The organism is Paenibacillus sp. FSL R5-0744, assembly GCF_037972555.1.
Classification (GTDB): domain Bacteria; phylum Bacillota; class Bacilli; order Paenibacillales; family Paenibacillaceae; genus Paenibacillus_AQ.
In genome coordinates, this window is sequence record NZ_CP150228.1 from 5,065,807 (window position 1) to 5,080,597 (window position 14,791).

General features: G+C 44.5%; 11 protein-coding genes. 1 reads left to right on the plus strand and 10 read right to left on the minus strand.

All coding sequences use genetic code 11. The features are described 5' to 3' along the window. Window positions 1-66: 66 nt before the first annotated feature. From MKY19_RS22455 to MKY19_RS22480, 6 genes are all read right to left on the minus strand, one after another. On the minus strand, window positions 67-1,128 hold the full coding sequence (locus MKY19_RS22455; RefSeq protein WP_339266434.1) for a glycoside hydrolase family 130 protein: 1,062 nt from the start codon (window positions 1,126-1,128) through the stop codon (window positions 67-69). Window positions 1,129-1,164: 36 nt separating this feature from the next. After that, window positions 1,165-2,064 (minus strand): DUF1861 family protein, encoded by a 900-nt coding sequence (locus MKY19_RS22460; protein WP_339804452.1) that lies wholly within the window; start codon window positions 2,062-2,064, stop codon window positions 1,165-1,167. Window positions 2,065-2,126: 62 nt separating this feature from the next. After that, entirely contained in the window at window positions 2,127-3,782 is a 1,656-nt protein-coding gene (locus tag MKY19_RS22465; RefSeq protein WP_339797771.1) for an alpha-glucosidase, read from the minus strand. Between the two features lie 23 nt (window positions 3,783-3,805). Further along, window positions 3,806-4,645 carry a carbohydrate ABC transporter permease gene (locus tag MKY19_RS22470; RefSeq protein WP_076284699.1) on the minus strand — a complete coding sequence of 280 codons (840 nt, stop codon included), beginning with the start codon at window positions 4,643-4,645 and terminating at the stop codon, window positions 3,806-3,808. Next, a complete protein-coding gene (locus tag MKY19_RS22475) occupies window positions 4,632-5,510 on the minus strand; it encodes a sugar ABC transporter permease (protein WP_188114673.1) in 879 nt (292 codons plus the stop codon). The genes MKY19_RS22470 and MKY19_RS22475 overlap by 14 nt, the downstream gene beginning before the upstream one ends. A gap of 2 nt (window positions 5,511-5,512) precedes the next feature. Then, on the minus strand, window positions 5,513-6,826 hold the full coding sequence (locus MKY19_RS22480; RefSeq protein ID WP_339797773.1) for an ABC transporter substrate-binding protein: 1,314 nt from the start codon (window positions 6,824-6,826) through the stop codon (window positions 5,513-5,515). 345 nt (window positions 6,827-7,171) lie between these two features. Here MKY19_RS22480 and MKY19_RS22485 point away from each other — a divergent pair, with 345 nt between their 5' ends. Continuing rightward, the gene (locus MKY19_RS22485) at window positions 7,172-8,182 is read left to right on the plus strand and encodes a LacI family DNA-binding transcriptional regulator (protein WP_076284701.1); all 1,011 of its coding nucleotides are present in this window, start codon (window positions 7,172-7,174) and stop codon (window positions 8,180-8,182) included. 175 nt (window positions 8,183-8,357) lie between these two features. Here the strand turns inward: MKY19_RS22485 and MKY19_RS22490 are convergent, their stop codons facing one another. From MKY19_RS22490 to MKY19_RS22505, 4 genes are read right to left on the minus strand one after another with little or no spacing between them, the layout of a single operon-like run. Next, on the minus strand, window positions 8,358-9,473 hold the full coding sequence (locus MKY19_RS22490) for a glycoside hydrolase family 88 protein (protein WP_339797777.1): 1,116 nt from the start codon (window positions 9,471-9,473) through the stop codon (window positions 8,358-8,360). Continuing rightward, on the minus strand, window positions 9,454-11,328 hold the full coding sequence (locus tag MKY19_RS22495) for a DUF2264 domain-containing protein (RefSeq protein WP_339797779.1): 1,875 nt from the start codon (window positions 11,326-11,328) through the stop codon (window positions 9,454-9,456). Before MKY19_RS22495 ends, MKY19_RS22490 begins: the two co-directional genes overlap by 20 nt. A 24-nt stretch (window positions 11,329-11,352) precedes the next feature. Next, complete coding sequence (locus MKY19_RS22500) at window positions 11,353-12,951, minus strand: helix-turn-helix domain-containing protein (protein ID WP_042190710.1); 1,599 nt, start codon at window positions 12,949-12,951, stop codon at window positions 11,353-11,355. Further along, window positions 12,926-14,698 carry a sensor histidine kinase gene (locus MKY19_RS22505; protein WP_076300792.1) on the minus strand — a complete coding sequence of 591 codons (1,773 nt, stop codon included), beginning with the start codon at window positions 14,696-14,698 and terminating at the stop codon, window positions 12,926-12,928. Before MKY19_RS22505 ends, MKY19_RS22500 begins: the two co-directional genes overlap by 26 nt. Window positions 14,699-14,791 lie beyond the last annotated feature (93 nt).

Consider the following 14,791-nt stretch of genomic DNA (forward strand, 5'->3'; position numbering starts at 1 on the left):
GTTCATTTTCTTCATCCTCTCTCCCAAATTAAAACGCCAAAACCACTTCGGTTTTGACGTTTATTGTTATACGTATATCAAGCTATCTAAAATTTCTTGTACACTAAGTTCTGCGCAAGCCATTGATGTATCCGCGACTCCGTAATACATTTTAACAACATCGCCTTCCACGAGTGCACCGCAAGAGAATACAACATCGCCGAAGAATCCGTTCTTCTCATAATCCGCTTCCGGCTCCATGATAGGAGCATTGGAGCGCGCAATCACCTTCGAGGGATCATTTAGATCTAACAAGACTGCTCCCATGCAATAACGATGTTCCAGCGTGGCTCCGTGATACAGCTCCAGCCAGCCTTTATCGGTCTTGAATGGAACCGCACCGCCGCCAATCCGGCCGCTATCCCACATCCCCTCACGCAAACCGATCAGATGCTTATGGTTACCCCAATATAATAAGTTGTCCGATTCTGCGATCCATATTTCCGGATCTCCCGTGCTTTTCGTTGTTGGACGGTGCAATGCATAATATTTGCCGTTAATTTTCTCCGGGAAAATCAATACGTCTTTATTATCCGGCCCAAAGATCATGCCGTGGTGAGTTACATTCACGAAATCTTTGGTTGATACCAGTGATTCTCCAACGCCCACAGGGGAGACTGCTGAGAAATAAATATAGTAGGTATCCCCAATTTGGGTTACCCGAGGATCTTCTACCCCGAAGGTCTCCAGTGAATTGGAAGGGTACACAAATGGCTTCTCATCCACCGTAAAATGATGTCCATCCTTACTTCGAGCGATTCGGATATAAGATAATGAAGTCAAGTACTGAAATGTAGCACTAGCGGATTTATTCTTAATTACACGCGGATCAGAGAAGTCGAAGCGCTCATCATCTGTATTCAGATCCAAAATATCCAATTCATTGGTCTCCGGATTATAAATCGGAGCTTTCACAATTTTTGGATCCTTGCTAATTGGGCGTTCTGCTACACGGAGAAACATTAATATTTCACCATTATAGCTAGCAATACCGGCATTAAATGCACCAATCACTTCAAAGTCATCGTGATACGGCTTAACGTCAGCCGGTGTAATAAGTGGATTTTGTTCATAACGATAGATTTTCATGTTGTAATAACTCCCTTAACCAAATGGATTTCATACTTATAAAATTTCAAATTGAGCAAAAGGATCAGGGATTGTTGCTCGTTGTGCTTCCGCATCGCTGATTCCTGCATATATATTAGCTGTACCGTCCTCATGACGTACGAGCCCGCCGCTGAACACGACATCCTCCAAATCAGAACGTTTGGCAACGCCTGGCAAGAACTGATTGCGTACAGCGATTAATTGAATATCCGAGTACTCACCTGTTGCCGGATCGATAGCGAATACCATCGGGTAATAGTGACGATCGCCCGAATCATCAAAAGATGCGATATGCCCAAGAACACCGAGCAGTCCGTTCTTTAGCAAGTGTGCTTCGTTCGCACCGCCCCACTCTTCGTCAACAAACTGTCCATCCAATAACGGTGTTTCTTCGATCAATGGAATAGATAACGCTTCTAACGATGCAATGCGGGTAAAGCCGATTTTACCGCGTCCTCCTTTATCTCCTTGAGGGCGGGTCAGTACTCCGATGCTATCTTTCAGATCCACTAGGCGCAGATCTTTCATCCCATCCGGTCCTTTAAAGAATGGTTCTAAGCTCGCGATGTTCTTCCCGCGGTAGAATACTGTACGCCACATTAAGGCATCAGCCTTTACCGGATGTGGATAAATTTGAACGCCTCCAACTATCAATTCACCATTAATTTTCGTGAAAAAAGGATCTTGAAGTTCAAGGGTAGGCGCTCCTTCACGGGGTACCCATTGTCCATCACGTTCGACAAAAAAAACGACATCGGAATGCTCGCTGTCACGGGATTCAACTCGACCCGCAATCACCCACTCACCCTCATCTTGGAATGGAGCTGTAATATTGTAGACATCTTTATTATCTACACCTGTGAATGTTAATTTCTGTGTATTGGTTACGGATACGTCTTTCATCGCGTATTCCATGAGCAGTTGTTCACATGTCTTCACAGCATTCTTGAGCAGTTTCATAATAATAAAATTCCTCTCTAGTCAAATAATAGCGGCGCACGCATCCATATTGCGGCTTCATTCGGCAACAGAGTTACCAAGTCTGTACCGCTCACTATGTCTCGGCGGCTTGATAATATATTAGTTGCTTGCCCATCCAGCAGCTCACTAGGATCAATCTGTATGCTCTGATTATCGTAATTCAAGGCTACGAGCGCTCTGGTATTGGTTTCTTTCAATGTTCTTACATATAAAATAAGATTGCCTCTGCGTTCCAGCACGTCATAATCCCCGAATTGAAATACATCCTGTGTATTGCGCAAGTGGAGAAGCTTTTTATAATAATGTAATAATGAATTCGGTTGATTGCATTCGGACTCCACGTTTAATTGCTGATAATTTGGGCCCATGCCAATCCATGGTGTTCCTGACGTAAACCCGCCATGTGGACTTGCGTTCCATTGCATTGGTGAGCGAGACGCATCTCTTCCCTTTGCATTCGCAATTTTCAGGGCTTCCGCCCGGGTTATCCCCCGCTGTAGTGCGATTTCATATGCCTTCAATCCTTGGATGTCCCGCATATCTTCCAGCTTATGGGCTACGAAATTCCGCATCCCAATCTCTTCACCGAAATATAGGAAAGGTACCCCTTTTGCGGTCAAGGCCAGCGTTGCCATAAGGCGGGCCCGTTCTTCCTCAATCTCCGCGTCCCCTTCGCCAAAACGCGAAATCACGCGATCCATATCATGACTGCCGAAGAATAACGTTGGAATCTGATCCTCACGGTGTACCTGCTCCATCATCTTAAGCTCGGCGAACAAATTCTCTGGACTAAATTCCTTCTGGCTTCCCAGATTAAAGTTAAAGACCACATCAAACTTACCCGTTCCGCTGTAACGCTTCAGCATGTCCATATCTTCAGAGCCGACTTCACCTACCATGAACATTCCGCTATGCGCATGAACAAACCTGCTAATTTCCTTGATGGCATCCATAATTCCATCTTGATTCTGATCATGTACATGCTTCTGCTCACCCGTTACTTCATCCATCGGGTTATCCGGGAATTGATCGGACACCGATAAGAAGTTGATAACATCTAACCGGAAGCCACTTACGCCTTTGCCCAGCCAATAAGCCATAACATCCTTCATCGCTTCTTTAACTTCGGGATTCGCCCAGTTCAAATCGACCTGTTCTTTCGCAAACCCATGATAGTAATACTGTTCTGTTGCAGCATCCCATTCCCACGCGGTTCCACCAAAAAACGATTCCCAGTTATTAGGTACGCCGCCGTTCACCGCGTCCTTCCAAATGTACCAATCCCGCTTCGGGTTCGTCCTTGAGGATCGGGATTCCTTGAACCATGCATGCTCTGAAGACGTATGATTCAGGACAAGATCGGCAATCACTCTGATCCCTCGAGCCCTCGCTTCCTGAATAAACCGTTCAAAATCTTCCATCGTTCCAAAGTCTGGATCAATCTGACAATAATCTGCAATGTCATACCCGTTATCTACTTTTGGAGACTTATAGAACGGCGTTAGCCAAATCCCTCCGATGCCAAGTTCCCGCAAATAATCCAGCTTGGAAGTAAGACCGCCGAAATCACCAATCCCATCCCCGTTACTATCACAGAAGCTTGGCATATACACTTCATAGAATACCGTCCCTTTCCACCACGGCTGTTCCAACCGATAACCCCTCCTGTGCAGACCTATTTCAAGTTAAATTGCATGCCTTCCTGGAACTTCTTGCCGAAAATAATGAACAAAATAATGATTGGCAAGGTGAGCATCACTGCACCGGCATACATCGGACCCGGATACGATTGATACGGACCGAACATCTGAGATAATAAAACGTTCAATGTTAACATGCCGTCACTTCGGACGACGATCATATCCCATAGGAGCTCTGTCCAGCGTTCCATTAGCAGGAATAGGAATACAACGGTCGTAATGGACTTCGACATCGGCATCATAATCTTATACAGGATTTTGAAATCGGATGCCCCATCCAGCTTGGCAGCTTCAATGAAAGCGTCGGGTACCGCCTTAAAGAAGTTGGTGTACATGAAGATCCCCCATAAACTCATCGCCTTGGGAATAATGAGCGCCCAATACGTATCGAACAGTCCTACTTTTTGAATAATCAAAAAGTTAGGGATGATCAGAATGATTGCCGGAAAGAACATATGAAACAACACAAAGTTGTTAATAGAGTCTCTCCCGCGGAATTTCAGCTTCGCCAACGCATAAGCGACCATAATCGCGAACATCATCATTAAGGCTGTAGATACCAGGGAAACGAACACACTGTTAAAGAAGGCGTGAATCCATGGTCTTGTAATCCCGGTCTCACCACCTGTAAAGAGCCATTGATACGAGCGCAGCGTAAATTTCGTCGGTATCAGCTTCCGGTCTACCTGTGACCAATCTGCAAGTGAGTTCAATACCATATATAAATAGGGGAATACCATAATCACGAGCAGTACGATCGCAATCAGATAGCGGATCGACAGCCGGAGCTTGATGTTTGAATTAGACCCAACCATTGCGCTTACCCCACATTTCCAGAATTTTTCGGATTACGAATATAGATATAAATGTCGCAACCGCAGCCATAATCGCGATAGCTGATGCGTAACCTGCCTGCAGGTTCTTAAATGCCTGACTGTATATTTCCATTTGCCATGTATTCGTTGCATAGTTCGGTCCGCCGCCTGTTAATTGGTAGACCTCAGTAAAGATACCGAATGTTGCACCAAAGGATAAAATTAAGGTTGTATAAATCGCAGGGTAAAGCAAAGGCAAGGTAATTTTCCAGAACCTTTGGCTGTCCTTCACGCCATCAATTGCCGCTGCTTCATATACTTCCTGATCAATGCTCTCTAAACCTGAAGTAAGAATTAACGCATAGTAACCTGTAAATTTCCAAGCCATAATCATCGCAACGACGAACAATGCCGAGAAAGATCCCCCGAGCCAGTCAATATCAAGACCTAACCGATCCCTTAGAAACGTCTGAACAGGACTTGTATGTGACAAAAAGCCTTTAACAATAAGCGATGCAACAACCCCTGAGGATAGGTAAGGCAAGAAGAATCCAATAAGAAATACGGTTTTTAATTTAGGTAAGCCTTTTACAATTACCGCTACAAAAAGCGACATGGCTGTGACAATCGGTACAAATACGATCATAAATTTGTACGTTACCCAAAATGCCGATCTTACCCCTGGTGTGCCTAATGCTTTGGTAAAATTCTTGAATCCTACAAAATCATAAGTCGGTGAAATCAAGTCCCAGTTAGTAAAAGACAAATATAGAGACCAAATAAGCGGGCCCAAGAAAAACACAGTCGAAAAAATAAGGTAAGGGCTGGCAAAAAGCCAGCCTAACCGATTATTATTTTTTTCAATCATTATTGAAGTTCCCCTTCAATCGCCTTCTTCATATTGTCCCAACCCATTTTTGGATCAATCTCACCACGAACGATTTTGTTAAAGGCCTCTTGACCAATAAAGGTTTGCAATTCGTTGAATTTCGGATTGTCCATGGATGGAACAGCATTCGGGATTGCTTTTGCATACTCTTGCAATACAGGCGTTTTTTCAAATACTGGTTTAAACACTTCATTTGTACCTACATCATCACGTGCTGGAGGCAAGTTAGTTTCTTGGAAAAAGGCAACATCGTTTTTGTCATCCGAATATACCCACTTGATGAATTCTATTGCAGCAGCTTGTTGCTCTGGACTTGCCGATGCATAGATAACAATTCCTTTAGCATCCGCAAATGTTTTTGCATTCGCTGGATCCATACCGTCAGGAACAGGAGGCAATGTTACTTCAAAGTTCTCCTTGTACTGAAGCTCTGGATATTTCTCAGCCCATGTGCTGAATGTCCAAGGTCCTACATCCGTAAATACGCCCACTCCATTTTCAAAAGGTTCTGTTACATTCTGAGACAACAGCCCTTTCTCCTTACGAAGATTGTCCACAAAAGTAAGAACGTCTACACCAGCTTTTTCATCGCCAACAAATTGGCTGCCTTCAATGAATTTGTTGCCGTCTGAAGCGGCATTGTACAGCATAAAGAAGTCGAACCATCTTTTCCAAGAGGTAGGGTCTGCTAAGTCAGGTTTCGCCCAAAGATATTTATCTGGGTATTTTGCTTTTAATTTTTTCGTTGCCTCAATCACTTCACTGTATGTTCTTGGAACTTCGTTCACACCAGCTTCTTTCAAAATATCCGTTCTCCATCCGAACAACATTGCATTGGAGTAGATTGGAAGAACATATTGATGGCCATCGGCAAATTCCCAAGGCTCAATCGTTTTGGTCATATTACGTTTTGTCACAATATCATTGAAGCCAGCAATCGTATCCAATGGAACTAACGCTTTACTGTTTGCAAGTTGTGCTGCAAAACCACGGCTAATGTTCTCAGTCATCGTCGGAGCGCTTCCACCCGCGATTGCGGCTTGAATACTTGCCTCAGAAGTAGGGGACTCCTTGATCGCACTTACGTTAATTTTCACCTTAGGGTTAACAGTCTCATACTCTTTGGCGATTTTCTGCCAATATGCTTGTTGAGTCGGGTTAGGTGCAGCCCAGAACTCAATAGTTGTTACTCCATCTGCTGAAGTGCCTGAATTACTGCTCTTTGATCCACAACCGGCAAGAATCGTGAATACAAGCGTAAGTGCAAGCATTACTGAAAGCTTCTTCTTCATAAAATAAACCCTCCCTGAGTATCGATGCACATCAGTGCAGCATTTTGTAATTCCTAGATATAATTTTGTAACGTTACAAAATTAGATGAATATATACCTGTAAGCGGCTTTGTAAGCGTTACAATTGCTATTATTATAGTTTTTAGCGAAAATGTCAACCTGTTATTCGAGTATTAATGAAAAAGACACAATTAATCACATTACAAATTAACTTTACTTAAATGTTTTGTAATGTTAAAATAATTTATAGTTGTAATGTAGTTTTACAGCATAATCTTTAGTATTATGAGAGACAGTATGGAAGAATATTCATTACACTTCTAATTAGAAAGGACGTATCTTCGCATGAAGGTGAAGGTAACAATGCAAGATATCGCCGATCGATTGAATATATCGAAGAACTCTGTTTCTCAGGCTCTGTCCGGTAAAGACGGTGTGAGTGAGGAAACGAGACAATTAATTATCGATACTGCGAATGAAATGGGTTACACCTATTCGCGAGGGCGCAAAAGCACAGAAGAAGAAGCTGGAACCTTTGTCATTTTGGCATCAGAATTTGCATTTTCCAAACGTAACTTTTTTGGAGAAATTTATTTGAGTATTGAGAAGGAAGCAGCGAAGCGAAATAAGCGTATGGTTATTCAATCTATTGATCATCACGCTTCCGAACAATTGATTCTGCCTCCTATATTATTTGATCCTTCCGTAGAAGGAATCTTGATTCTGTCCCATATTACGACCCCATATATTCAAGCAGTGACGGGCACAGGGATTCCCACCGTGTTAATTGACCACCATCACCCTGATCTTAAGGCCGATAGTATTCTCACCAATAATCGTTATGCCGCTTATACAGCGGTGCAGCATTTAATTGAATTGGGACATACCCGTATTGGCTTCATCGGCAATATTCAATTCTCACCAAGCTATTACGAGCGTTTAGAAGGTTATCGCCTGGCTCTATACCAATCTGCCATTGAATACAACCCAATATGGGTGTTCGATCGTGCCATTGAAGAAATGGATGATGTGTTCAACGCTGTACAAAAGTTGGATAAGCAGCCTACGGCTTGGTTCTGTGTCAATGACGGCTTTGGGTTCTTGATCAATTCCGTGATGTACAAGCTTGGGTATCAGATCCCCCAAGATGTATCTATTGTGAGCTTTGATAATGGACAGTTATCGCGGATAACAACTCCTTTGACTACAACGATGGATGTAGATTTGTCTTACTTTGGACGAAAAGCTATAGAACAACTCTTCTGGCGCATTGATCATCCCGAGGAGCCTTTTATAGAAGTTCTCCTTCCTACCCATCTGATCATTCGGGAATCCACACAACATCCAAATACATAATCAGTTCATATAGACAGGAATGTTGTATGGAGAATAAATACACGCGCATCACAAAAAGGGAGGGTCACACGAGCCATGAAATGGCTGTGGAACTCTCCCTTTACTTACAGATTAGGATGTATGTTGACGCTCGTTGTGGTCACTACGTGAATGGACCGTTGTTCCATTCACCCTACTACCAATATCCTCGGATTCCGGACTGCATGCGGATCAGCGCTTCCAAATAATAATAGTCTCCCCAAATCATATGGCCATCAGGCACACGTCCACCTCTGACATGATAGGAACCATGCTTTAGAAGCCCCTCCGCCTCCGGATTTCCGGATGTCGCATAATGTTCCGCTAAGGATTTCATGCTGCGGAGTAAGGCTGCTTCATAAATAGCACGATCCGGGTCATCTGCGTCCAGAAGATCCAGCAGCTCCAAAAGACCGGAAGCCGCAATGGCTGAAGCCGAGCTGTCGCGAGGGGTACTCGCTTCCACCGGCACATCAAAATCCCAATACGCCACACTATCCTCTGGAAGATGGCTGATAAAGTAATGAGCCAGACTTTTAGAGGTATTAAGAAAGTCTTCCTCTCGTGTATAACGATAAGCCAGGGCAAATCCGTATATTCCCCACGCTTGACCACGTGTCCAGGTCGATCCATCCTCATAGCCTTGATGTGTTCCTCCACGAATTGCACTTCCTGTAGCTGGATCAAAGTAAAAAGTATGATAAGAGGAAGCATCCCCACGCACAAGAAATTTCCGGCTCTTTAACGCATGTTCGAGTGCTATATCATAATAGCGATTGTCCCCCGTTTCCTCCGCAGCCCAGAACAGCAGAGGCAAATTCATCAAGCAGTCAATAATGATACGTCCCGCATTCTCGGGGTCACTCTCTAAACCCCAGGCCTGGAGGATTCCAGCGTTTTCACGCCAGCGCTTGCATAGTGTATCCGCAGCCTGTAGACCGACAGCTCGGGCTTCTTCGCTGCCTGTTATTTTCCACTCTGCTACTGCAGTCAGTGAGTACAAAAAGCCAATATCATGATGGTCCAGGGCGATGTGATGATCCAGACGATGCTTAAAGTCTCCTAACCAAGAAGCTGCCGCCTCCTTATAGAATGAATCTTTGCTATATTCATAAGCAAGCCACATCATACCAACATAGAATCCCTCTATCCAATCATCATTGTCTCCCCATTCGTATTGTTGCCCCTCAGCGATATGAGGCAGTTTGCCCGGATGGCCCGCGATATTACTCTCGATCTTGCGAATAGCATCCTCAATTGCCGTTGTCCACATCTTTGTCTCTCCTTTCCGATAAATCAACCGTATGAAGTACTGCTTGGTTACGAGGATCGTAGATAACAATCCTTCCGTCCGACTGCCGCTGAATAATCGGCGGTGATGACAGACTCTCCTGGTTCTCTGGGGTATTCGTAGCTCCGAAGACTGCAGATATTAATACCTGATCTCCCGGCTCCAATCTGGAGATCAAGCTCGGAAGAAACGTCCGAGGCTTCAGCAGATTAGTATTCGGTTCGGGTAGCACGCATTCTCCCCGATCAAAACCGCTTAGCATATGTATGGCACTGATTCCCCAAGGCAATTGCACCGAGACAGCAGTGTTAGATACATGAATGGTTTCCCGATCACTGCGTGAGAAGCCAGCAGACTGGCCAATGGCAAATCCACCCTCCGCTACGTCGAGACACCGGGCGCTGTGAATGCTGTGAATACGGACATGCCACAGACCCGCTGGAATAATCCATGTCTTCACATGTACATCGCTCCAGGGATGCCAGCGTGAATATACATAATTCTCTCCAATTTCCCACGTCTCGCAGAATCTGCGTACCCGGTAATGCTCATCGCATTCACACAATGCTAATGTAGAGTCGTAAGCGCCTTGAACTAAGCCATAACCCGCCTTCGGCACACTGAATCCGAACAGCGTGGAGTAAGCAAACTTGGAATATTTAGCTGCGCTATGGGCCATATCAAAGTTAGCCATCTGACCAGAGGTATAGGCAATAACATGCTTATTTCCTTCTGGACGACTCACCAGCATACGCGCCTCTTGAAGCGGCAGTTGATCTTTCAATACAGGCAGTGGTTCTTCTTCCGCTTGCCAAAAAGGATGATCGTCCGGTAAGGCAAGAATAAGCATAGCTTTAAAGGCCCAATACGGTGATCCGGGGGCATTGTAGTTCTCCGTCATTACCAGATTCGGGTACGCATATCCGATACTTAGTAATCCGTCTATTCCCATAATAGGCTTCTCAAACCACCAACGAAAATGACGCATTATAATTCCTTTGAGAACGCCATATGAAAAAGGAAGGACCTCAGCATACACCAGCGCACTCCAGAAAGAGACCTGCGCAAAACGATAGGTCAGACTACGTCCGAAAGGAATCGCACTTCCGTCCTCAGCAAACCAATACATAAAATCTTTGGCAAATTGCGCGGATCTTTCCCGGTAAACTGCAGCCCTCTGAGGATCATCATCCGCCATCAATTTAGCATATATCAGCGTATAATAATGCATAGCAAAAGCAATATAATAGTCTCTCTGATCGGTCAGCCCGTCGGAATACCAGCCATCACTCAAGTAGTAGGTATCAATCTTCTCCAAATAATGATTCATTATCTCTTGATCGTAGGGCAATCCGACTTTCTTAAAGCCCACATTCACAAGAACCGTGAACATCAGCCAGTTATTCGGGTTCGAACGATCCACATGATTGATCTGGTTCAACCAGTTATATACCTGCATTTTCTGAACATCACTCAGCGGCTCCCACAGCTTATGCGGCGCAAGAGCAAGCCCCAGTCCCAATACAGCCTGTTCCACCATGCGCTGGTCTTTAGTCGAGAATTCACCCCAGTATTCTTCATGTTCAGGGTCAGTCCCATTGACGATCCCCTCGAGGAACATCGGCCAAAGCGCACTCTCCCCTCCCCCGCTGGCATGGGGAACAAGCCCCCATAACGGACGAGCGAAGGCTTCCATAAGCGCGGTAGCTTCATTGTATATTGATCCTGTAGCTCCCATATCGATTCCTGCACATCCAGAAGTAAATCGACTCTCCAGCGGAGCATATAGGTCATTTAAGAACATTTGTAATTCATTTTTAGTACCCTTCAGTTCCACAGTAATGGTTCCTCCAATCCAAACTTAATGCCAAGCCGCATATTCACTGGGCCTCATGCCCATTTCCCGTTTAAACAGCTTGATAAAATAACTTTTGTTGGCATATCCCAGATACTCGGAGATCTCTTCCACAGTCTTTCCAGACTGATTAAGCAGCTCTTTTGCCTTCTGGAGCTTTAGCATGTTTACGTATTCGATGAAATTCTGGTTTGTTTCCCGTTTGAACAAGCGGCTGAAATAGCTGGCATTCAAGTTCAGGCGTCCAGCCATGTCCTCCAGCGTTATTTTCTCCGTTACATGACTGATCACGAACTGCTGGGCTTTAATAACCTCGCTCCGTTTGGACTTAATAGAGAATATACTTATTTTCCGCGCTAATTCTTCCAAGTACTGAACTAACCACTCTTCCAAATGCTCGAGGGTATCAATGTCACTCACCACGCTAAACAGCTTTTCTTCCGCCATAGGCAATGGAGACTGCAACAGCTGTTTCGTCTTCAATTGCAAGTCCATCAGCAACCGGAGAACACATTCCTTAACTTCATTTGGATGAAACTTTTGCGTTGCCACCCATTCTCGCCATTCCTTTACATGAACACGAAGCTCTGTTTCCCTATTCAGGGCAATATCATCATTAATAACAGCGTACAGACTTCCATATTCGGCATAAATATCATCCCGCGAAAAGCTAATCTCTTCAAAACGATGGATGCCCGCTGCTGGAAAATAAAACCGCTGGATCTTCTCCTTTAACATCCGCTGCAGTGTTCCGCGAATTTCCTCAGGACTGCGTGCCTCAGCACCAAATATGCAGGAGACAGACAGCTTGAGATATTTCTGTACCGCAGAGGCTGCATTTTGAATGGAATGATAGATCGCTTGGTGGTCTCTGGAAGACTGATCGCTGCAGAAAAGAATAACAATCTCCTTATGGCTGTATCTCGAAATAAATAAACTGTGATCAGCCTCAAGCACTTCCTGCATAATATTCTCGACGGCAAAAGAAATCGTATATTCACTCATACGCCGCACCCGTGAGGCTTCCTCTGGACGGTCAATCACTATAAGCATTGGAATGTAGGTCTTGGCATGGATCATAATTCCGTTTGACCGGGCTTGCTCGATCCAAGCTACCTTGTCCCAAGATTGGTATAACGTATCTTTTAGAAACTTTTCTTTTAGCGCAGCACGGTTTTGTGATTGCTTTTGCTTATATACCTGCATCTCGGTATGCTGCTGCCTGTTCAGACCCACTTCCTTCACAAGTGTTCTGAGTGCATGTTCCAGCTGCTCGATATTCAGTGATTCTTTTAAAATATATTCTCCTACGTTTAATTTCAGCGCCTGCTGAGCGTATTTGAACTCGTTGTGGCAGGACAGAATAATCGCACGAATTCCGGGCTTCATCGCTCTGAATTTCTCAAGCATCTCCAGTCCGTTCATCTTAGGCATGCCAATATCGGTGATAATCAGATCCGGTGGATTCTGCCGTGCTTTTTCCCAAGCCTCAAGACCGCTATAATAACATCCGGTGAGTTCAATCCCGAGCTCACTCCATGACACGGCCTGCGACAAATAACGGATAACCGGATAGTCATCATCCACCAAAATTGCCGTCAGCATTCTCTATACCCACCTTTCCGTAGTTCAGTGGAAACTCCAAACAAATCTCCGTACCCACATCAGGTTCGCTTGATATATTCAACTTAAATGAAGCACCATAAATCATACTGAGGCGTTGGGCCACATTACGTAAGCCTATGCCGGAGAATCCTTTTCTGTCCTCTTCTGCAATTTGCTCACTACTGTATGCGGTTTCACGAAGTCTTTTTAAATTCTCCTGTGACATTCCTATGCCATTATCCTTAATGGTGATAACCAAGGTTCCTGTAGTTGCAATAATACGAGCTTCAATAAAGATCTCACCACCAAACTGCTCAAAACCATGGATGATGGCATTTTCGATCATAGGCTGAATCATAAACCGAGGCACCAGTGCTTCAGCAGTTCCGTCTGCTAAATTCATTTCCAGCCTGACCTGATTGGCATGACGAAAATTCATCAAAGTCACATAATGAGATATCGTATCTGTCTCCTCACGAAGCGGGATAAACTCATTGTCTCTGTTAAAGGTCATACGGAGCAAAGACGACAACGAACCAATCAACTCGGCGTTCTCCTTGTCTCCTTGCATCAGAATATTTAACCGGATCGAATTCAACAGATTAAACATAAAGTGCGGATTGATCTGTGCCTGCAGCATTTCCAGTTCAGCTTTTCTTTTTCCTGTTTGCTCATAGGTGATTTGTTCAATCATCGACTCGATTCGATCTAGCATTTGGTCGATGGTACGAGCCAGTTGAGCCGCCTCATTATTCCCACGGATTAGCGAACGTTCGTCCAATTGACCACGACCTATTCGCTTTACAAAAGCACTTAATTTCACGATGGGCTGAGTCAGCTTAGAGATTAGAACGGTTAAGAGAACGGAAAAGAAGGTAAAGAATAGAATTTGCACGGCTAAGCTGATAAATAAAATCTGTTTATTCTTTGACAATGCCGCCTTCATAGGGATAATGCTCACCATCTGCCATCTGTTGCTGCTCAGCTCCTGGTCAACATACAAAAATTTCTCCCCACTGATCTCGACAGTATCAAGCCGACCTTCCTTTTTCCACCACGTCATTGTTTCACCAATTCGGGCTGGATCAGCATGTGAGACTACAGTTCCCTTGTCATCCAAAAGCATCATCTCTTTGCCATTGTCATTGTTCAGATAAGGGCGGAGTTTACGCTCATTGATGTTGATAATCATATATCCGATCGTGCTGCTGGAGGTCGATTGTATAGGTCTCGCAATAGTTACCCAATTGGCTGAGCCCTTATCAGAATAGTTGTAGTAGGTGTCGTGCTCCGCTCTCCAGAAAGTCGAAATCGGCTGAGTTTGTTTCAATAGTGACATCCAACGCTCGCTATAAAAGGTTTTCGGATTAAAGTCGCTATAAGGATAACTCGTATAAATAAATCCATTCTTACCGATCAGTGTCACTTTCAAATACTCTGAAAGAACGAACATATCATCCAGCATCCGCGACATACGGTTATACTGGATGATCTCTTTCGCTGAATGGAGCGACTCTGGAACAGCAGACATCATCTGCCTGATTTCGCTGTTCTGAAGCACAAAATTGGACTGCTCCAGCGTTTGTTCAAAAATGGCATTCATATTGGCACTGGACGCATTGAGAGATTCTCTTGCGCTGCCAACGGCCTTCTCCAGAATCAGATCCCGGGTTAAATAATCTGTAACCATGTAAATGCAGACTAGCGGGATCAGTACGCAAATCATTGAAGACCAGACAAGTTTCATTCGAAGTGATTGATGCTTTCTAAACACGGATGACAGGCCCCATATCTGTTTTAAATTTGGAGCAGGAGGCAGAAATGCTTTCCTGCCCCCACA

Excerpts from the sequence above, each read along its gene's own strand:
- MKY19_RS22455 (WP_339266434.1), bottom strand. The coding sequence starts at position 1,128 with ATGAAAATCTATCGTTATGAACAAAATCCACTTATTACACCGGCTGAC.
- MKY19_RS22460 (WP_339804452.1), bottom strand. The coding sequence starts at position 2,064 with ATGGAATACGCGATGAAAGACGTATCCGTAACCAATACACAGAAATTA.
- MKY19_RS22470 (WP_076284699.1), bottom strand. The coding sequence starts at position 4,645 with ATGGTTGGGTCTAATTCAAACATCAAGCTCCGGCTGTCGATCCGCTAT.
- MKY19_RS22480 (WP_339797773.1), bottom strand. The coding sequence starts at position 6,826 with ATGAAGAAGAAGCTTTCAGTAATGCTTGCACTTACGCTTGTATTCACG.
- MKY19_RS22485 (WP_076284701.1), top strand. The coding sequence starts at position 7,172 with ATGAAGGTGAAGGTAACAATGCAAGATATCGCCGATCGATTGAATATA.
- MKY19_RS22490 (WP_339797777.1), bottom strand. The coding sequence starts at position 9,473 with ATGTGGACAACGGCAATTGAGGATGCTATTCGCAAGATCGAGAGTAAT.
- MKY19_RS22500 (WP_042190710.1), bottom strand. The coding sequence starts at position 12,951 with ATGCTGACGGCAATTTTGGTGGATGATGACTATCCGGTTATCCGTTAT.
- MKY19_RS22505 (WP_076300792.1), bottom strand. The coding sequence starts at position 14,698 with ATGAAACTTGTCTGGTCTTCAATGATTTGCGTACTGATCCCGCTAGTC.